16 protein-coding genes are annotated in these 19895 nt (G+C 71.8%); 4 read left to right on the top strand and 12 right to left on the bottom strand.

Annotation, left to right across the window (positions count from 1 at the left end; translation table 11 throughout):
* Window positions 1-83: 83 nt before the first annotated feature.
* Window positions 84-947: a putative RNA methyltransferase gene (locus E1211_RS08850; RefSeq protein ID WP_132347304.1), complete on the top strand. Its 864-nt coding sequence runs from the start codon at window positions 84-86 to the stop codon at window positions 945-947.
* An 11-nt stretch (window positions 948-958) separates the two neighbouring features.
* Here the strand turns inward: E1211_RS08850 and E1211_RS08845 are convergent, their stop codons facing one another.
* From E1211_RS08845 to E1211_RS08790, 12 genes are all read right to left on the bottom strand, one after another.
* Window positions 959-1639 carry a DUF4272 domain-containing protein gene (locus E1211_RS08845; protein WP_132347302.1) on the bottom strand — a complete coding sequence of 227 codons (681 nt, stop codon included), beginning with the start codon at window positions 1637-1639 and terminating at the stop codon, window positions 959-961.
* Between the two features lie 104 nt (window positions 1640-1743).
* Window positions 1744-3027 (bottom strand): thymidine phosphorylase, encoded by a 1284-nt coding sequence (locus E1211_RS08840; protein ID WP_132347300.1) that lies wholly within the window; start codon window positions 3025-3027, stop codon window positions 1744-1746.
* A gap of 134 nt (window positions 3028-3161) precedes the next feature.
* On the bottom strand, window positions 3162-3869 hold the full coding sequence (locus tag E1211_RS08835; protein ID WP_132347298.1) for a cytidine deaminase: 708 nt from the start codon (window positions 3867-3869) through the stop codon (window positions 3162-3164).
* A gap of 233 nt (window positions 3870-4102) precedes the next feature.
* Window positions 4103-5383 (bottom strand): ABC transporter permease, encoded by a 1281-nt coding sequence (locus E1211_RS08830; protein ID WP_132347296.1) that lies wholly within the window; start codon window positions 5381-5383, stop codon window positions 4103-4105.
* 3 nt (window positions 5384-5386) lie between these two features.
* The gene (locus E1211_RS08825; RefSeq protein WP_132347294.1) at window positions 5387-6757 is read right to left on the bottom strand and encodes an ABC transporter permease; all 1371 of its coding nucleotides are present in this window, start codon (window positions 6755-6757) and stop codon (window positions 5387-5389) included.
* Between the two features lie 43 nt (window positions 6758-6800).
* Window positions 6801-8315, bottom strand: a complete 1515-nt coding sequence (locus E1211_RS08820) for an ABC transporter ATP-binding protein (RefSeq protein ID WP_371686138.1) — start codon at window positions 8313-8315, stop codon at window positions 6801-6803.
* 264 nt (window positions 8316-8579) lie between these two features.
* Window positions 8580-9647, bottom strand: coding sequence for a BMP family protein (locus tag E1211_RS08815; protein ID WP_132347308.1), 1068 nt, complete (start codon window positions 9645-9647; stop codon window positions 8580-8582).
* A 274-nt stretch (window positions 9648-9921) separates the two neighbouring features.
* Window positions 9922-10263 carry a hypothetical protein gene (locus E1211_RS08810; RefSeq protein WP_132347290.1) on the bottom strand — a complete coding sequence of 114 codons (342 nt, stop codon included), beginning with the start codon at window positions 10261-10263 and terminating at the stop codon, window positions 9922-9924.
* An 84-nt stretch (window positions 10264-10347) separates the two neighbouring features.
* A complete protein-coding gene (locus tag E1211_RS08805) occupies window positions 10348-12210 on the bottom strand; it encodes an alpha-amylase family glycosyl hydrolase (protein ID WP_132347288.1) in 1863 nt (620 codons plus the stop codon).
* A gap of 7 nt (window positions 12211-12217) precedes the next feature.
* The gene (locus E1211_RS08800) at window positions 12218-13147 is read right to left on the bottom strand and encodes a sugar ABC transporter permease (protein ID WP_132347286.1); all 930 of its coding nucleotides are present in this window, start codon (window positions 13145-13147) and stop codon (window positions 12218-12220) included.
* The gene (locus tag E1211_RS08795) at window positions 13144-14778 is read right to left on the bottom strand and encodes an ABC transporter permease subunit (RefSeq protein ID WP_132347284.1); all 1635 of its coding nucleotides are present in this window, start codon (window positions 14776-14778) and stop codon (window positions 13144-13146) included. Before E1211_RS08795 ends, E1211_RS08800 begins: the two co-directional genes overlap by 4 nt.
* Window positions 14778-16025 carry a maltose ABC transporter substrate-binding protein gene (locus E1211_RS08790; RefSeq protein ID WP_132347282.1) on the bottom strand — a complete coding sequence of 416 codons (1248 nt, stop codon included), beginning with the start codon at window positions 16023-16025 and terminating at the stop codon, window positions 14778-14780. The genes E1211_RS08795 and E1211_RS08790 overlap by 1 nt, the downstream gene beginning before the upstream one ends.
* Before the next feature lie 199 nt (window positions 16026-16224).
* Between E1211_RS08790 and E1211_RS08785 the strand changes: the two genes are divergently transcribed.
* The 3 genes from E1211_RS08785 (at window position 16225) to E1211_RS08775 (ending at window position 19791) form a co-directional block, all read left to right on the top strand.
* Window positions 16225-17292 carry a LacI family DNA-binding transcriptional regulator gene (locus E1211_RS08785; protein ID WP_132347280.1) on the top strand — a complete coding sequence of 356 codons (1068 nt, stop codon included), beginning with the start codon at window positions 16225-16227 and terminating at the stop codon, window positions 17290-17292.
* A 140-nt stretch (window positions 17293-17432) separates the two neighbouring features.
* On the top strand, window positions 17433-19064 hold the full coding sequence (locus E1211_RS08780; RefSeq protein ID WP_132347278.1) for a glycoside hydrolase family 13 protein: 1632 nt from the start codon (window positions 17433-17435) through the stop codon (window positions 19062-19064).
* 358 nt (window positions 19065-19422) lie between these two features.
* On the top strand, window positions 19423-19791 hold the full coding sequence (locus E1211_RS08775; RefSeq protein ID WP_132347276.1) for a VOC family protein: 369 nt from the start codon (window positions 19423-19425) through the stop codon (window positions 19789-19791).
* Window positions 19792-19895: the final 104 nt, after the last annotated feature.

Raw genomic sequence — 19895 nt, 5'->3', positions numbered from 1 at the left:
GCCCCGCCGCGCCGCCTCCCCGCACCACCGCGTCGACGGTGACCGCCGGGTACCCGCGGCGCCGACCCACCTGGACGCCTGACATGGATCCCCGCATCCTCCAGCGGCTCGTCTGCCCCGTCTGCGGCGAGCCGCTGAGCGAGGCGCACGCCGGCACGTCCCGAGCGCTGCGCTGCCCCCGCCGGCACAGCTTCGACGTGGCCCGGCAGGGCTACGTGAACCTGCTCGCCGGCCGCGCGCCGCACGCGGGCGACACCGCCGAGATGGTGGCCGCCCGGGCCGATTTCCTGGCCGCCGGTCACTACGACCTCATCTCGACGGCGCTCGCCGAGGCGGCGGTGGCGGCGGTCGGGCCGGCCGCCGGGGCGTACCCCCTGGTGGTGGAGGCCGGAGCCGGGACCGGCCGGCACCTCGCCGCGGTGCTGGCGGCGCTGCCGGACGCGGTGGGCCTGGCGCTCGACGTGTCGAAGCCGGCGCTGCGCCGGGCCGCCCGGGCCCACCCGCGGGTCGCGGCCGCGCTGGCCGACACCTGGCAACGCCTCCCCGTCGCCGACGGTGGCGCCGCGCTGCTGCTGAACGTCTTCGCGCCGCGCAACGGCGCCGAGTTCCACCGGGTGCTCGACCCGGCCGGAGCGCTGCTCGTGGTGACGCCCGCGGCGGAGCACCTCGCGGAGCTGATCGGCCCGCTCGGGCTGCTCCGGGTCGACCCGGCGAAACAGGACCGGGTGGCCGGCAGCCTGGGTGGACACTTCACCCGCACCGGGGAGACGGTGCACCGCGCGGAGCTGACGCTCACCCGGGCCGAGGTCGCCACCCTGGTGGGTATGGGCCCGAGCGCCTGGCACACCGACCCGACCGGCCTGGCCGCGCGGGTCGCCGCGGCAGCCGAGCCGGTCCGGGCGACCGTGGCGATCCGGCTCGCCGTCTGGCGCCCGGTGCCGCGCTGACGGCGGCCGGCTCAGGTGGAGAGGTCGACCTCTTCCCAACCGGGCGGCTCGTCGTGGTACGGCCCGCGCAGCACCACCGCCCACTCCAGCGCCCACCGCCGCTGACCGATCGCGTTCGCGTCGACCAGCCCGGGCGGCCGGTGGCCGGCGCGCTCCAGTTCCAGGTACGCCCAGTCCAGGCAGTAGTGCAGATCGAGCAGCGCGGCCGCGTCGGCGGGGTGCTGCGGCGCGGCGAGGATCCGGGAGCGCCACCGGCTGAAGCTCTCCCCGCCGGCGATGTCCGGCATCCGTTCGACCAGCCGCTCGTCCACGGGCAGCGTCGGGTCGAGCAGCTTGGTCAGGCCGAGCACCCACGCCAGCGAGAAGAGCGCGTCGTGGTGCAGCACGAACGAGCGGTGGTCGCCCTTGCTGCCGGTGACGAACTGCCACTCGGGCGGGGTGACCATCTCCACCAGGTGCGAGGCGAGCAGCCAGCTCATCGCGGCCTGCGGCGGCATCCCGAAACAGCGGGCCAGGATCAGGTGCAGCACCGCGATCCGTGCCTCGATCTCGGCCGTGGGCCGCAGCTCGATCTGGTCGCCGGGCTCCCAGACCAGCGGAAACTGCGGTGGTGGCAGTGGCAGGCCCAGCCGGGACAACTCGTCCAGGCTCGCCTCACGCACCTCACGTGGGTTGGGGGCAGGTACGGTCACGGCGATTCCCTTGCTCGCGACGGCTCAGCGCCGGTTGTCCCCCCTGGCCAGGCAGAATAGCGATCCCAGGTGACATTCACCATGCCGCCCCGCCCGATGCCGGGTCAGCCGATCCGCTCAATGACCAGGGGCCGGTCGACCGGGGGCGACGCCGAGATCCGCACCGCGCCGGCGGCCTCGGCCATCGCCGGGGGGATCCGCTCGGCCTGCTCGGCCCGCAGCTCGTAGAGAACCTCACCGGCCCGCACGGAGTCGCCGGGACGCTTGCGGAGCATCACACCGGCCGAGGCGCTCACCGGGTCCTCCTTGCGCGCGCGACCCGCGCCGAGTCGCCACGCGGCCACCCCCATGGCGTACGCGTCGATCGCCTCGACGTACCCGTCGGCCTCCGCGCGGACCGTCTCGATCTCCGGCGCGGTCGGCAGCGGCGCGTCCGGGTCGCCACCCTGGGCGCGGATCATCGCCCGCCACACGTCCATGGCGCGGCCGCCCCGGAGCGCCACCTGCGGATCCGTGTCACCGAGGCCGGCGGCGTCGAGCATCTCCCGGGCCAGGGCCAGGGTCAGCTCCAGAACGTCGGTCGGGCCGCCGCCGTCGAGCACCTCGACCGACTCGGTCACCTCGACCGCGTTGCCGATCGCCAGACCGAGCGGGGCGGACATGTCGGTGAGCAGCGCGACAGTGCGCACCCCGTGCGCCGCGCCCAGCTCGACCATGGTGCGGGCCAGCTCGCGGGCCTGCTCGACGGACTTCATGAAGGCGCCCGACCCGACCTTCACGTCGAGCACCAACGCGCCGGTCCCCTCGGCGATCTTCTTGCTCATGATCGAGCTGGCGATCAGGGGGATCGCCTCCACGGTGCCGGTCACGTCACGCAGCGCGTACAGCTTCCGGTCGGCGGGCGCGAGCCCGGCGCCGGCCGCGCAGATCACCGCTCCGATGTCGCGCAGCTGCCCGATGAACTCGTCGTTGGTCAGCGTCGCCCGCCAGCCCGGGATCGACTCGAGCTTGTCCAGCGTCCCGCCGGTGTGCCCGAGGCCCCGCCCGGAGAGCTGTGGCACGGCGGCCCCGCACGCGGCCACCAGTGGGGTCAGCGGCAGAGTGATCTTGTCGCCGACGCCGCCGGTGGAGTGCTTGTCCACGGTCGGCCGGTCGACGGCGGAGAGGTCCAACCGCTCGCCGCTCGCGATCATCGCGGCGGTCCAGCGGGCGATCTCCGGACCGGTCATGCCGCGCAGCAGGATCGCCATGGCGAGCGACGACATCTGCTCGTCGGCGACCTGTCCGCGGGTGTACGCGTCCATCACCCAGTCGATCTGGTCGTCCGACAGCACGCCCCCGTCCCGCTTGGTCCGGATGACGTCAACCGCCGTAAGAGCACCACTCATCAAAGATCTCTTTCCAGTCGTTGCAGATACCGACCCGCGGCCGGTGACCACGACGGGCCGGGGCCGACAGTGCCCGGCGGAGGGATCAAGCCTGACCGCCCGGAGCCGGGCGCGGTCGGCCCCGGCCCTCAAGCTCAGCCACCCCAGCGGGTAGGGATCTCCATCGGCGGCTCGCCCTCGCCGGCCCAGAAGATGGTGCCGCTCGCGTCGACCACCACCACCCGGGGCGTACGGGCCAACCCCCAGGTGATCGCCTCGGCCGGGTCGTCCCAGCTCGGCCCCTCCTCCAGCACACCGGTCTCGGCGCCCGCGTCGTCCCCCGCCGACCGCTCCCAGTACGCCGTCCAGACCTGCTGGCCGGCGGAGAGATCCGGATGCACGAAGACCGTGCCCCGCCCCCGCCACGCGGCCAGCCGCTCCGGCACCACCGGCAGCGGCGTCTCCCCGACCACCGATTCCAGGTCCTCGACGCCGAACGCGTGCGGCAGCAGCTCGGCCATCCGCAGCGGTCGCCCCTTCGTCTCGATCAGGCACTCCGGGCCGCCGTTCTCCCAGAGCAGCTGCCGGCACCGGCCGCACGGCATCAACGGTTCCCCGGTCGCGTCGACGCAGGAGAGCGCGACGAGCCGGCCGCCGCCGGTGGCGTGCAGCGAGGAGACGACGCCGCACTCGGCGCAGAGCACGACACCGTACGCGGCGTTCTCCACGTTGCAGCCGACCACCACCCGGCCGTCGTCGACCAGGCCGGCCGCCCCGACCGGGAACTTCGAGTACGGGGCGTACGCGTGCCGCATCACTTCGGTGGCGGCGGCGCGCAGCCCCGTCCAGTCGATCTCCGTCACCCCTACATTGTGCCGAACAGCTGGTCGGAGGCGGCGAGGACCACCCCTGGCCTGCCGGTTCAGCCGGGCAGCGCGGCCAGCTGCTGCGGTGACACCTCGACCAGGTGCCCCGCGGCTGCCGCCACGTCCCGGTCGGGTACGTCGGCGCCGGGGGGTCATCCGGTCGGCACCACGAAGGAGACCCGGGACGATCAGCCGATCGTCCCGGGCTCCGTGGCACCGACGCCGGGGGCTCAGCCCTTGACGTAGGGCTTGCCGTCCGCGGCGGGTGCGCGCACCCGGCCGACCAGCCCGGCCACGGCCAGGATCGTCGCCAGGTACGGCAGCATGGCCAGGAACTGGCTCGGGATCACGCTGTTGATCGCGCCCAGGTAGGTGGCGAGCTGGTCGGCGAAGCCGAAGAAGAGCGCGGCGAGCAGGGCGCCGGTCGGGTTCCACCGGCCGAAGATCAGTGCGGCCAGGGCGATGAAGCCCTTGCCGCCGATCATGTTCTTGGTGAAGGAGTAGAGCGCCAGCGTGTAGGAGGCGCCGCCGATGCCGGCGACCACACCGGCGAGCAGCACGTTGCGGTACCGCAGCCGCAGCACCCGCACCCCGAGGGTGTCGGCGGCGGTGGGGTGCTCGCCGACCGAGCGGGTACGCAGCCCCCACCGGGTACGGAAGAGCCCGATGTGGATCACCAGGACGAGCAGCAGCCCGAGGTAGAGGAAGATGTTGCTGCGGAACAGCGCCGGGCCGAGCACCGGGATGTCCTTGAGCAGCGGGATCTCCCAGTTGCTGAACCGGGGCGCGCTGTTGTAGCGCTCGGCGTTGGTCTGCATCAGCCGCTCGTAGAGGAAGCCGGTGACGCCCACCGCGAGCAGGTTCAGCACGATCCCCATGACCGTCTGGTCGACCAGGTAGCGGATGGAGAAGACGGCCAGCAGCAGGGAGATGAACGCGCCGCCGACGGCCGCGGCGACCAGCCCGACCCAGACGTTGCCGGAAATGCTGCCGAAGAGGGCGCCGCTGAACGCGCCCATCAGCAGCTGCCCCTCGATGGCCACGTTGACCACGCCGGACCGCTCGCAGAGCACGCCGGCGAGCGCACCGAAGATCAGCGGCAGGGCCAGGATGAACGTGCCCCGGATGATGTTGACCAGCGGCATGAAGTTCTGCCCGGCCGGGGCCGCGGAGACCTGCCAGCAGAGGAACGACAGCACGAAGGCGACCAGCCCGACGCCGAGCACCAGCAGGAACCAGCGCTTCGGCACCACGGTGAGCAGCGCCGCGCCGGCGGCGAGCGCGATGACGCCGAAGAGGATCGCGCCGAAGGTGCCGTTGATCTCCAGCGCGGTTCCGGCGGCGTCCTCGCTGAGGGTGAACCGGGCCTGCTGGTCGGTGGCGAGCGCGCCGAAGAGCACCGCGGAGAGCAGGCCGAGGAGCAGCAGGACCAGACCGACCTTGCGGTTACGGGTCCAGAAGCCCTCGTCGACCGCGGCGACCGCCACGTCGGGGACAGCCATGGTGGACATGAGTTACCAGCCCTTCGCCAGGCTCGTCTGCAACCGGGCGGCGCGTGCGGCCCGGAGCTGGAAGATCGCCTTCACCAGGGCCGGCGCGGCGATGAAGATGACGATCAGCGCCTGGAGCACGGTCACCAGCTCCAGCGAGATCCCCGAGTAGGACTGCATCCGGTTGCCGCCGGCCTGCAGCGCGCCGAAGAGCAGCGCGGCGAGCGCGACCCCCCACGGCTTCAGGCGGCCGAGCAGCGCCACCAGGATGCCGTCGAAGCCGATCTGCGCCACCACGAGCGGCGTGAGCGCGCTGGCGGTCGAGCCGAGAACCATGTTCGCACCGCCCAGGCCGGAGAGGAGTCCGGCGAAGACCATGATGAGGACGAAGGTTCGGGCGACGCTGATGCCGGCGGTACGGGCCGCGTCGGGGTTGGCGCCGACCGCCCGCAGCTCGAAGCCGAGCGTGGAGCGGTTGAGCAGCCACGCCACCGCCCAGGTGGCCAGCACCGCGAGCAGGATGCCGGCGTGCACCCGCAGGTTGTCGCCGAGCAGCCGGGGCAGCTGGGCCGACGGGTCCACGGCCTTGCTGATCGCGTCCGTACGGTTCGGGTCCTGCACCCCGTTCTGGACGATCAGCCAGGTGAGCAGGTAGGTGCCGATGTAGTTGAGCATGATCGTGATGATCACTTCGTGGGCGCCGGTGCGCGCCTTGAGAATGCCCGGGATGAAGCCCCAAATCGCGCCGCCGAGGGCACCGGCGAGCACCGCGACGAGCAGGTGCAGGCCGGGCGGGAGCGGCAGCGCGAAGCCGGCCAGCGCGGCGAGCACCACACCGAGGGTGGCCTGACCCTGACCGCCGATGTTGAACAGGCCACCGCGGAAGGCGAGCGCCACCGAGAGGCCGGTGAAGACCAGCGGCGCCGTGTAGGTGAGCGTCTCGGAGATCGGGGCGAGGACCGCCTGCCAGCCGTTGGTGCCGTTCAGCCACCCGCTGAACGCCTCCGGGTCGAAGACCGAACCCTTGAAGAGGTTCGCGTACGCCTCGCTCACCAGCGTCCAGCTGGAGTTCAGCGCGTCCGACGGGCGGGCGGTGATGTACGAGTAGGTCGAGAGGACCTCGGGATCAGAAATGATCATGAGGATCGCGCCGACCACGATCGCCAGCACCAGCGACAGCACCGTCACCGTGACCGTGTTGGCGGCCCAGAGGTTCGCCACGAAGAGCCGCCCGAGGCTGGGCTTCGGCTCCGGCGTACCCCCGGGCGTCGCGGTGGCGGGCCCGGCCTGCGGTGTGGTCGCGTCCTCGGCCCGCTCGGTGTTGCCGAGCGACTCCTGCGCCGCCTGCGCCTTGCTCGCCGGCTCCTTGTCCGGCGACGACTGCTGCTCGCTCATGCCGCCACCACGCTGTACCGATGATTCACTCGCTGGCGCTCGCTCATGCCTCGTCCTCGTTGCCTGGGGGCTCGGTGCTCGTCGCGTCGCCGCCCGCCTGCTCGGCCGCCGCCTCCGGGGTGATACCGGCCATCAGCAGGCCGATCTCCTCACGCGGGGTGTCCGGGCTGACGATGCCGATGATGCGGCCGCGGTACATGACCGCGACCCGGTCCGCCAGACCGAGCACCTCGTCCAGCTCGCTGGAGACCACCAGCACGGCGGTGCCGATGTCCCGCTCGTGGATGACCTGGCTGTGGATGAACTCGATCGACCCCACGTCGACACCGCGGGTCGGCTGGGCGGCGATGAAGAGCTTCAGCGGCCGGGACAGTTCCCGCGCCACGATGACCTTCTGCTGGTTACCGCCGGAGAGGGTGCCGACCGGCATGTCGGCGGAGGAGGTCCGGACGTCGAACTGCTCGATCCGCTGCTTCGCCGAGGTCGCGATGGCCTCCGGCTTCAGCGCGAGCCCGCCGGCGAAGGGCGGGCGGTCGTAGATGTCCAGCACGAGGTTCTCCGCGACGCTGAACTCCTTGACCAGCCCGTCGACGCTGCGGTCCTCGGGAACGTAGCCGACGCCGGCGCGGAGCACCCGCTTGGTCGTCCAGCCGTCGATCGACTCGCCGTCGAGGGTCACCGAGCCGGCGAGCGTCGGGCGCAGGCCCATGATCGCCTCGATCAGCTCGGTCTGGCCGTTGCCCTGCACACCGGCCACACCGAGCACCTCGCCCGCGTGCACGGTCAGGTCGATGCCGTCGACCGCGCGGATCTGCCGGTCGTCGTCGACGACCAGGCCGGCGATCTCGAGCACCGGCTTGCCCGGCTTGGCCGTGGCCTTCTCCACCGTGAGCCGGACGTTGCGGCCGACCATCAGCGCGGCCAGCTCGTCGCGGCTCGCCTCGGGGGAGGCGGTGCCCACGGTCTTGCCGCGCCGGATCACGGTGATCCGGTCGGCGATCGCCTTGACCTCGCCGAGCTTGTGGGTGATGAACACGATCGACTTGCCTGCCGCCTTGAGCGACCGCATGACCGTGAGCAGCTCCTCGGTCTCCTGCGGGGTGAGCACGGCGGTCGGCTCGTCCAGGATGAGCAGGTCGACGTCCCGGGTGAGCGCCTTGACGATCTCCACCCGCTGCTGGATGCCGACCGGCAGGTCCTCGATCACCGCGTCCGGGTCGACGCGCAGGCCGTACCGCTCGGAGACCTCGACGACCTCCCGGCGGGCGCGCCGGCGGTCCAGGAAACCGGAGATGCCGCCGCGGATCTGCTCCGCGCCGAGCATGATGTTCTCGGTGACCGTGAAGACGGGGACCAGCATGAAGTGCTGGTGCACCATGCCGATCCCGGCCGAGATGGCGTCGGACGGCCCGCGCAGCTTCAGCGGCTCGCCGTCGACCAGGATCTCGCCCTCGTCGGGCTGGTAGAGCCCGTAGAGCACGTTCATCAGTGTCGACTTGCCCGCGCCGTTCTCGCCGAGCAGGGCGTGGATCTCACCAGGCTCCACCGTCAGGTCGATGTGGTCGTTGGCGACCAGATCACCGAACCGCTTGGTGATGCCGCGCAGTTCGAGTCTCAGCGCAACCTCCCGGGAGTGCGAGCGATGGTGCAGCCTAGCCGCCGGCCGGCTGCCGGACGACCTGGCCGGGGCGGCCGGTCGCCGTGGTGCGCGATCGGCCGCCCCAGCCCGGCGGGAGGTTCCGCGGAGCCGGAGCGGCCGGATCGGTCGTACCGTGTTGCCTGCCGGCCCCCCGATGTTCTCACCGGGGGGAGCGGCTGGTCGTCACTTGGTCGGCTGAGCCTTCGAGGTGACGGTGATGGTGCCGGCGGCGATGTCCGCCTTGATCTTCTCGACCTCGGCCTTCAGCTCGGCCGGGACCTTGCTGTCGAAGTCGTGGAACGGGGCGATCGAGACACCGGTGTTGGCCAGGTCGCCGACGAAGCCCGGCTTGGCCTGGAGCTTCTCGCCACCGGCGGCCTTCAGCACGGCCTCCTTGACGGCCTCCGGGATGTTCTTGACCACGGTGGTCATGATCGCCGAGCAGTCCGGGGTGCTCTCGCAGCCGTCGACGTCGACCCAGATGACGCTGTACTGGCCGTTCGAGGCCTTCGCCGCCGCGGTGGTGCCGAGGCCGGAGCCGCCGGCGACCGGCATGATGATGTCGGCACCCTGGGCGACCAGCGTGTCCGAGACCTTCTTGCCCTCGTCCTGCTTGGCGAAGTCGTTGGTGAAGGAGCCCTTCTGGGTCTCCTTGTTCCAACCGAGCGCCTGGACGTTCTTGCCCTTGGCCTGGTTGTAGTACGCCACGCCGTCGACGAAGCCGTCCATGAAGATGGTCACCGGCGGGATCGGCAGCGCACCGTAGGTGCCCACCTTGCCGGTCTTGGTCATCCCGGCGGCCAGGTAACCGGCCTGGAAGGCGGCCTGGGCGGTGTCGAACTGCATCGGGTAGACGTTGGCCACGCCCGGGTCGGCGTCGACGATGCCGAACTGCTGGTTCGGGTTCGCCTGCGCGATCTTCTTCGTGGCGTCGCCCATCAGGCCACCGACGGCCAGGATGAAGTCGCACTTCTGGTTCACGAACTGCGTCAGGTTCGGCTCGTAGTCGGCCTCGGCCTTGGACGCCACAAACTTGGGGTCGATGTTGCTGTTGGCGGCCTGCGCGTCCTTCAGACCCTGCCAGGCAGAGGCGTTGAACGACTTGTCGTCGATGCCACCGACGTCGGTCACCATGCAGGCGCTGAACTTCTTGCCGCCGTCACCGGCGCCGTTGTTCTCGTCCGGCGCCTCACCACACGCGGCGGCGCTCAGTACGAGCCCACCCGCCGCCACGATCGAGGCGATCCGCATCCCACGCACCGAGCGCAAGACGTCTCCTTCCCATCGCACACCGCGCCTTGTGCGGTGGCTGCCCTTGAACCGGCCTGCGCTGTTGCCGCCGGTGTCCCACGTTACGGACGGGAGCGTACGCCCGCGCCCACCCACCGGCCGCCAATCGTGCACGACTGTTGAGCGCCTGTTACCCCTACGTAACCGTCCCGTGGGGGAAATCACTCTTCGTGCAGGTAAAGGTGCGCCCCGGCGTCGTGAAAGTCCGATTTTTGCGCGCCTTACAGGGCCGACGTTACCGCCAGAAGACGGCCACTGCGGCGTTGACCAGGGTCAACCCCACAATTGCCAGGAAATGGCCGCGGTTGACCGTTTCCCGCTTCCGGGAGAAGAAGACCATTATGAAGATCAGCAGCGCGATCACGCCCTTGGTCGCGAGCTTCGCCGGGGCCGGCTCGTCACCGTCACGCAGCGGCGCGGCAAGCCCGATGCCGGTCACCAACTGGATCACGGACCCCCAGAGCATGGCCCCGTTGATGCGGATCCGGCCGCTGACGTACTGGGCCAGGGAACCGCCCAGCAGCAACGCGAACCCGATCAGATGGACGTAGAGAAGGATCAGCCTCAAAGCTTCCACGGGCACATCCTCCCCCATCAACGACACCTTGTAGTAGGGGGGCTCGGCGTGGCGCGCCCGCCGCCCGACGAGCCGGCGGCCGGGTCACCGGAGGCGCCACACCTGGAAGGTCGGGCCGTCGCCCGGCAGCGTGACCGCCCGGCCGCGGTCCGGCCGGAGCCCCGGCGCCCCGCCGTACAGGTTCTCCCCGGCGGGGAGGCCGCCGAGCCGGACCGGCCCCCCGGCGGCCCGCCGGGCCAGCACCAGCACGGTGCCGTCCGGCGACTCGCGCAGGAAGACCAGCGTGTCCGGGTCGTGGTGCACCCAGCGCAGACCGCCGTGCCGCAGCGCCGGCTCGTCGCGTCGCAGCCTGAGCAGCGCCCGGTACGCGGCGAACGTGCCCCCGTCCCAGCACTCCGGCCGGTGCCACGGCATCGGCGTACGCGACCCCTCGCCGGTTCCGCCGGTCAGGCCCAGCTCGTCCCCCGCGAAGATCATCGGGGTGCCGGGCATGGTGGCGAGGAGCCCGGCGGCCACCTCGTGCCGCGCCGCGTCGCCCACCACCGTGCGGATCCGGGCCGAGTCGTGCGAGCCGAGCAGCTGCCACGAGTGGGTGTACGAGCGCCAGGAGACCAGGCTGCGGTAGCTGTTCATGGTCTCGAGCACCGCCCCGGCGTCCCGGCGCCGGACCCCGCCCGGCGTGCCGAGGAAGTTCGGCACCGGCTGCTCGCCGTGGCGCAGCCAGGACCAGACGGGGTCGGTGAAACCGACGTAGTTCATGGTGCCGTGCCAGCCGTTCCGGTCCAGGTCGCCGGTGTGGTCGTGGCCGTGCTCGGCCATCAGCACGGCGTCCGGGCGGGTCTGCGTCACGACGGTGCGCAGCAGCTCCGCCACCTCGTGGGTGTACTCGTCCGCGCCCCGCCGACCGGTCATGTTCGCCACGTCGACCCGCCAGCCGTCCAGCCCGTACGGCTCGCGCAGCCAGCGCCGCAGCACCGAGTCCGGCGCGGTGGCGAAGCGGCGGCGCAGCTCGGCGCTGCCCCAGTTCAGCTTCGGCAGCGACGGGACCCCGTTCCACGAGTCGTACGACGGCTCCAGCTCGCCGCGCGGCGTCAGACGCGCCGAGCGGGAATCGTCGCGGCCGGTCCGCTCGGCGAAGTAGTACAGCCCCCGTTCCGGCGCGTGGACGTCGGCGACGGCCGCCGTGAACCAGCGGTGCGCGTCCCCGGTGTGGTTGCTCGTGACGTCGCCGAGCAGGCGCCAGCCTCGGGCGTGCACCGCGTCGGCGAGCCGGGCCAACGCGGCGTCCCCACCGAGCAGCGGATCCACCCGGTCGAAGTCCGCGGCGTCGTAGCGGTGGTTGGAGCGGGCCGGGAAGATCGGGGTCAGGTAGACCGTGTTGACCCCGAGCCGGTCCAGGTGGGCCAGGTGCTCGGTGATCCCGTCCAGGTCGCCGCCGTAGAGCTGGTGCGGCGTCTCGGGCCCCCGCCCGATCACCGGGGTGTCCCAGTCGCAGGGGATCGCCCAGTCCGGCAGGGTCCGCCCGTCCGCCGCGACCGAGCGGGCGAACCGGTCCGGGAAGATCTGGTAGATCACCGCGTCGCGGGTCCAGGCCGGCGGCGGGGCGTGACTGACGAGCTTGAAGTCGCCGTGATCCGGCACGTCGTGCTCGACCGTTCCGGCGGCGTTGAGCCAGCGGTGGCCGGCGGCCCCGGTGAGCAGGAACCGGTAGTTGCTCACCGGGTTGCGGACCTCGACCGGTGCCCGCCACCAGACCTCGTCGCCGTCGGTCCGGTCGACCACCGCCTCGACGAACCGGGGTTCGCCGTCGCCGGTGGTACGCACGTGCACCTGGCGTACGTCCGTACCGGCCGGCACCCGGACGAACACGTCGACGGTGTCGCCGAGCGAGGGGGCCTGCTCGGGCACGTAGCGGGCGGAGCCGTCGTGGTGCGGTTGCAGTGGCATGCGCCCGCTAGCCCTTCACCGCTCCGGCGGTGAGGCCGGAGACGATGTAGCGCTGGAGGAACTGGAAGACCACCACCGTGGGGATCGCGGTGAGCAGGGTGGCCGCCGCGAAGATGCCGAAGTTGTTGTTCCGCTCGTCGCCCTGCAACAGGCCGTACATGCCGACCGCGAGGGTCTTCGACCCGGTGTCGGTCAGGAAGACGTTCGCCATCAGGAACTCGTTGACGGTACCGATGAAGGCGAGCAGGCCGGTCACCGCGAGGATCGGCGCCACCAGCGGCAGCATGATCCGGAAGAAGATCTGGGCGTGCGTGGCGCCGTCCATCGTGGCCGACTCGTCGAGCTCTCTCGGCAGGGTGTCGAAGAAGCCCTTCATCAGCCAGGTGTTCACGCCCAGCGCGCCGCCCAGGTAAAGGAGGAAGAGACCCCAGGGGGTGTTGAAGCCGACCGCCGGCCACAGGTCGGTGACGGTGGTGAAGATCAGGAAGATCGCCACGATCGCCAGGAACTGCGGGAACATCTGGATCAGCAGCAGCGAGAGCAGCCCGACCCGCCGGCCCCGGAACCGCATCCGGGAGAAGGCGTACGCCGCCAGCGCCGAGAGGGTGATCGAGGCGAGCGCGGCGAGGCCGGCGATGAGCAGGGAGTTGACGAACCACCGCGCGAAGGCGGTCCGGCCGAACAGTTCGGTGAAGTTCCCGAACGACACGCCGGAGTTCGGCACCAGCGCCGTCGAGGAGAGGGTGCCGAGCGGATTGAGCGCGGCCGAGAGCACGAAGACGATCGGGAAGAGGCTGAAGAGCACGGCGAGCACCGCCACCCCGTGCCGCCAGCCCACCTGCGCGAACCAGCGGTTCCGCCGCCCCGTTCCGTTCCGGTTGGCCGGGGGCGCACCGGCCGTGCCGCCGGTGACCGGGGTCCCGGTGAGCGCGGTCATGCGTACACCTCCTCCTGCTTGCGGGTGCGTCGGAAGCTGACCGCCGAGACGACCGCGACGATGGCGAAGATGAAGAGCGAGATGGCCGCGGCGAACCCGAACTCGGCCCCCTGCCCGCCGAACGCCAGCCGGTAGGTGTAGGTGATCAGCAGGTCGGTCGCGCCGTTGGTCGGGTTGTCGGCCGGGAACGGGCCGCCCTCGGTGGTCAGGTAGATCGCGTTGAAGTTGTTGAAGTTGTACGCGAACGACGAGATCAGCAGCGGCGAGAGCGCGACCAGCAGCAGCGGCAGGGTGACCGCGCGGAACGACTGCCACGGCGACGCGCCGTCGACCGAGGTCGCCTCGGTCAGCTCGCGCGGGATGGCCTGGAGCGCGCCGGTGGCCACCAGGAACATGTACGGGTAGCCGAGCCAGAGCTGCACCAGCAGCACCGCGGCGCGTGCGGACCACTCCTCGCCGAACCAGTTGACGCCGAGCCCGAAGAGGTTGTTGATCAGGCCGAAGTCGGAGTTGAACATGTCCCGCCAGACCAGCAGCATCGCGAACGACGGCATGGCGTACGGCAGGATCAGCAGCACCCGGTAGAGGTTCGTGCCGCGCATCCGGGGCGAGTGCAGGGCGAGCGCCACGAACGTGCCCAGCAGGAACGTGCCGCCGGTGGAGCCGACGGCGAAGGCGAAGTTCCAGACGAGCGTGCCGAGGAAGGGCCCGGAGATGTTCGGGTCGGTGAGCACCCGGGTGAAGTTGCGCAGCCCGACGCCGACCTTCCACCCCTGGGCGAGGCGCTCGCCGTCGGCGGCCACGAAGGATCCGGTGGACTCGTCCGCGGTCCACGTCCGGCCGGTCTCGCTGTCCCGGACGCAGTCGCATCCGGCGTCGTACGCCCGGACCGCCTTGCCCTCGTAGGCGCGGGACAGGCCCGAGGAGCGCAGCGCGCCACCGGCGGTCGGCACGACCAGGTCGGTGATCTCCTGGCTGCGGGCGCTGGCCTGGCCGAAGTTCAGCACGGTGTAACCGTCGGCGGCGGTGACCTTTCCGCCGGGCGCCACGGTGACCTCACCGGCGTCGAGCCGGCGCAGCCCGGTGCCGTCGCCGACCGAGACGGCGCCGCCGGCCGGGTCGGTGACCAGGAAGACCAGCGGGCCGGTGGCGGGGTCGCCCTCGGTGGCGACGGAGAGGGCGTACTCGGTGGAGCCGGGCACCTGCTTGACCGAGGCGGTCTGGATGGCGACGATCGCGCCCTGCTTGTCGCCGCGGTGCCCGTCGCCGAAGTTGGTGAAGGCCGTGCCGGCCGTGTAGAGGACCGGGACGACCTGGAACGCGATCAGGAAGAGCGTGCCCGGAACCAGGTACTTGGCGGGCACGTGCCGGCGGGTGAGGTAGAGATGGAAGAGCCCGGCAGTGGTGGCGACCAGCAGGGCCAGCCCGGCCCACTTCCCCGCCTCGATCAGTGGGAAGGCCGCCCAGATCGCGATCCCGGCCACGAGGCCGAGCAGGACCACCTTGACCGCGAGGCCGGTCAGGGTGATCGGCGCGTGGTCACGCGCGGTACGGCGCTTCGCGGGCCGGGAGCCGACGGGCTCCCGGCCCGGGGCCTGTGTGGACCCCGGGCCGGACGGCGACGTGCTCATTACTTGATCTGACCCGCGATGGTCTGTCCGGCGGCGGTGATGGTCCTGGCGGGGTCGGCGCCGCCGATGACGGCCGCCTCCGCCTTGCCGAACGGGTCCCAGATCGCGGCCATCGCCGGGATCGCCGGGAGCACCTGGCCGTTCCTGCCTGCCTCGGTGAACTTGGCGAGGTCCGGGTCGCCGCCCTTGACCTGGTCGAGCGCGGCGGTCAGCGCCGGCGGTCGCGGTTCGGCCTGGTACAGCGCCACAGCCAGCTCCGGCTTGGTCACGTGGTTCGCCACGAACTCCTGTGCCAGCGCCTTGTTCTTCCCCTTCGACGCGACGTAGAACGCCTGCACGCCGACGAACGGCTGGGCCTCCTTGCCGCCGGCGAAGCCGGGCACGGGGGTGATGTCGTACGAGATGCCGGCCTTCTTCACGTCCGCCACCGCCCAGGGGCCGGAGACGAGGAAGGCGCACTTCTTGCCGGTGAAGGTGGCGATCGAGTTCTCCGGCGTGATGGACCGCTTCAACGCGCCCTCGCCCTTCTCGCCCAGCGCGCCGATCTTCTTGAACGCCTCGATCGACTCGGGCTTGCCGACGCCGAGGTCCTTCGGGTCGTAGTCGCCGTCGGCGGTGGTGCCGAAGAGGTAGCCGCCGGCCGAGGTGTAGAGCGGGTAGATGTGGTAGGCGTCGCCGTTCTGGCCGGACTGGAGGCAGAGGATCTCGCTGGCCTTCTTCTCCGCCTTGAGCCGCTTGCCGGTGGCGACGAGCTCCTCGACGGTCTTCGGCGCCTCGGGGGCCAGCGCGGTGTTGCGGATCAGCGCGAGGTTCTCCATGGCGTACGGGACGCCGTAGAGCTGGCCGTTGAAGGTCACCGCCTTGATCGCGGTCTCGTTGAAGGCGCTCTTCTGGTCGGCGGCGAGCTGCACCGGGTCGATGGCGCCGTTCTGCACCATGTTGCCGATCCAGTCGTGCGCGCCGACCACGACGTCCGGCCCGCTGCCCTGTTGTGCCGCGGTGACGAAGTTGGTCTGCAGGTCCTTCGAGACGGCCTGCACCTCGACGGTGACGCCGTTCTCCCGCCCGAAGGTCTCGGCGAACGGCTTGAGGGCGGCGGTCCGCTTGTCGTCGGCCCAGATCACCAGCTTGCCGCCGGCCGCCTTGGGGGATTCGTTCGTGGCCGGCTCGTCGCTGCCGCCGCCACAACCCGAGGCGGCGAGCGCCAGGGTGAAGACGGCGACCACACCCGCGGTACGGATGCGCATCGGTACTCCTGTCGTCGTGGCGGTTCGCCGGGGGAGGGCGCCCGCGGAGTGGGAACGTCGGAGGTTCGTGCCAACCGGCGCACGGGGGTGCTGCGCCGCGGCGCTCCTGTGTTGCGGGGACGCTAGCAAGACGTTTCAGGGAATGGAAGACTTTGCAGCGCCGTCCGCAAGAACTTGCCCTTGAGCTAGAGTGCCCGCCATGCGCGCTCGACTCTCCGACATCGCCCAGCAGGCCGAAGTCAGCGAGGCCACGGTGTCGCGGGTGCTCAACGACCGCCCCGGCGTCGCCCCGGAGACCCGGCAGGCCGTGCTCACCGCCCTCGACGTGCTCGGCTACGAGCGCCCCGCCCGGCTGCGCAAACGCAGCGCCGGCCTGGTGGGCCTGGTGGTGCCGGAGCTGGACAACCCGATCTTCCCCGCCTTCGCCCAGGTCATCGAGTCCACTCTGGCGCAGAGCGGGTTCACCCCCGTGCTCTGCACCCAGACCCCCGGCGGGGTCACCGAGGACGAGTACGTCGAGATGCTGCTGGACCGCCAGGTCTCCGGCATCGTCTTCGTCTCCGGACTGCACGCCGACACCGCGGCCAACCACGACCGGTACCGGGCGCTGCTCTCCCGTCCACTGCCGATCGTGATGATCAACGGGTACGTGCCGGACGTGCCCGCACCCTTCGTCTCCTGCGACGACGGCGAGGCCGCCGAGCTGGCCGTCGCGCACCTGGTGGCGCTCGGGCACCGCCGGATCGGCCTGATCACCGGGCCGGACCGCTTCGTGCCGGTACGCCGCAAGGTGGCCGGCTGGCGCGCCGCGATGACCCGGCTCGCCGGTCTCGCCGAGTCCGAACTGGACGGGCTCGCCGAGTTGAGCCTCTTCGGCGTCGAGGGCGGCGAGGCGGCCGCCGGACGGCTGCTCGACCGGGGCGTCACCGGCGTCGTCTGCGGCTCGGACCTGATGGCGCTGGGCGCGGTCCGGGCGGCCCGGCAGCGCGGCCTCTCCGTACCGTCCGACCTCTCCGTGGTCGGCTACGACGACTCACCGCTGATGGCGTTCACCGATCCGCCGCTGACCACCATGCGGCAGCCGGTCCCCGCGATGTCGGTGGCCGCCGTCCGAGCCCTGGTCGACGAGATCAACGGGCACGGCGCCCCGCACTCCGAGTACCTCTTCCGCCCCGAGCTGGTGGTCCGCGGCTCCACCGCTGTCGCACCGGCCCGGCCCAGCGGCGCCGGGCGGTCGACCCCACCCACGCTGGCCGCGACGGCCTGACCGGCGGCCGCAGAGCGGGCGCAATCCTTGCGCAAGGGCTGCTTGACTCTTGCAGCACCCGACCGGCATTCTGCTCGGACGCCCGCGCCCGTCGTACGGCGGGCGCCGCCCTACCGCGCCGGAGAACGGGGACCGCACCGATGACCACCAGCCACCCCACCCCGCCGACCGCCGATCCCGACTGGTGGCGGTCGGCGGTCGTCTACCAGGTCTACGTGCGCAGCTTCGCGGACGCGAACGGCGACGGGGTCGGCGACCTCGCCGGGATCCGGCAGCGCCTGCCGTACCTGCGTGACCTCGGGGTCGACGCGCTCTGGCTGACCCCCTTCTACACCTCGCCGATGGTCGACGGCGGCTACGACGTGGTCGACTACCGCGACGTCGATCCGAGCTTCGGCACCCTCGCCGACTTCGAGTCGATGGTCGGCGACGCGCACGCCCTCGGGCTGCGGATCATCGTCGACCTGGTGCCCAACCACACCTCGAGCGCGCACCCCTGGTTCGTCGCCGCGCTCGCCGCCGGCCCCGGCTCGCCGGAGCGCGCCCGCTACCTCTTCGCCGAGGGTCGGGGCGAGCACGGCGAGGAGCCGCCCAACGACTGGGAGAGCATCTTCGGCGGACCGGCCTGGACGCGGGTCGCCGACGGCCAGTGGTACCTGCACCTCTTCGACCCGGCCCAGCCCGACCTCGACTGGCGACACCCCGAGGTCCGCGCCGAGTTCGAGGAGATCCTGCGGTTCTGGCTGGACCGCGGCGTGGACGGCTTCCGGATCGACGTGGCCCACGGGATGATCAAGGCGGCGGGGCTGCCCGACGTCGGCTTCAGCACGATGACCACCGGCCGGCGCCAGGTCGAGCTGCTCGGCAAGGGCCGCCTCCCCTACTTCGACCAGGACGAGGTCCACGAGATCTACCGCGCCTGGCGGCCCATCCTGGACAGCTACCCGGGCGGCCGGATGGCGGTCGCCGAGGCGTGGGCCGAGACGCCGCAGCGGCTGGCCCGCTACATCGGCCCGGACGAGCTGCACCAGGCCTTCAGCTTCGACTTCCTCGACGCCACCTGGTCGGCCGAGTCGTTCCGCAAGGTGATCGACACCGCGCTCGCCGAGGCGACAATCGTCGGGGCGCCGACCACCTGGGTGCTCTCCAACCACGACAAGCAGCGGCACGTCACCCGCTACGGCGACGGTCCCGACGGGCTGCGCCGCGCCCGCGCCGCCGCCCTGCTGATGCTCGCGCTGCCCGGTTGCGCATACGTCTACCAGGGCGAGGAGCTGGGTCTGCCCGAGGTGCTCGACCTCCCCGACGAGCTGCGCCAGGACCCGGCGTTCCGGCGCACCGGCGAGAGCCGGGACGGCTGCCGGGTGCCGATCCCGTGGAGTGGTGACCGGCCCCCGTACGGCTTCGGGCCGCAGGGATGTGAGCTGAGCTGGCTGCCGGCCCCGGCCACCTGGGCCGCGCTCTCGGTGGCCGCCCAGGCCGGCGTACCCGGCTCGACGCTGGAGCTCTACCGCGACGCGCTGCGGATCCGGCGTACGCATCCGGCGCTGACCGCCGAGGGCGGGATCACCTGGCGGGACACCGAGCCGGGCGTGCTGGCCTTCTCCCGCTCCGCCGGCGGCACCGAGCTGACCTGCGTGGTCAACATCGGTGGCGCGCCGATCCCGATCAGCGAATACGGCGAGCCGAGCGTCGCGAGCGAACCGCTCACCGAGGCGGCTGCCGGGAGTCTGCTGCCGGTCGACGCGGCGGCCTGGTTCGAACGACGCTGAGCGGGTAATCCGTAAGCGACCTGGTCGTCCGTCGTGCTCCGCGCCGGCGGGCGGCTGGGGCACCGACCCCTTGTGGTGGGGTGAGGTGATGCCGGCGTCTCGCGGAGTCCGCTCCGCGGGGCGCCGGCCCAGCTTCCGCGACTGCCGGCCGGCGCCGCCCGTGCTTCGCGGCGGGCACAGTGGGCGGTGTCGCCGCGATCCGCTCGGGGTAACCGGGAGATACGGCGGCGGCTGCGGAACCCGACAGGCTCCAACTACCGAAGATCTTGGAACGGTTGCGCCCTCGGAGAGGCCGTGAAGTTCCAAGATCGCGCAGAGGATCGTCGCCGCTGCGAACACGGGATACCGGAGGTGGCGGATGGTGGTCCGAGTGGCGCAGTACACCGTCGACGTCGAGGACGTCGGCCTCATGGCGGCGTTCTGGTCCGCCGCGCTCGGCTACACGGTCGAGCAGGGCGAGGACGGCAGCGCGAAGCTGTTTCCGCAACGAACCGCGGCCGGGCCGACCGTGTGGCTGCAGGGCTCGGGCACGGCCAAGCTGGGCAAGAACCGCCTCCACCTCGACGTGGTCGGCGACGGCGACGCGGACGCGGAGGTGCGGCGGCTCATCTCGTTGGGCGCCCAGCGGGCGGACGTCGGGCAGACCGGCGACGAGCCGTTCGTGGTGCTCACCGACCCCGAGGGCAACGAGTTCTGCGTGCTGGACCACCCACCCGCCCGGCCCTGACACCGGCCGGACCCGACACGCGCCACCGCCGGACGCTTGCTGACCCGCAGCCCTCGGCCACGTCGGGACGCCCGCCGGCCCGCAGCCGCAGGCCGCACCCCGCA

It is taken from the genome of Micromonospora sp. 15K316, assembly GCF_004348525.1.
Taxonomy (GTDB): Bacteria; Actinomycetota; Actinomycetes; order Mycobacteriales; family Micromonosporaceae; genus Micromonospora.
This window is presented reverse-complemented; position numbering and strand designations above follow the sequence as displayed.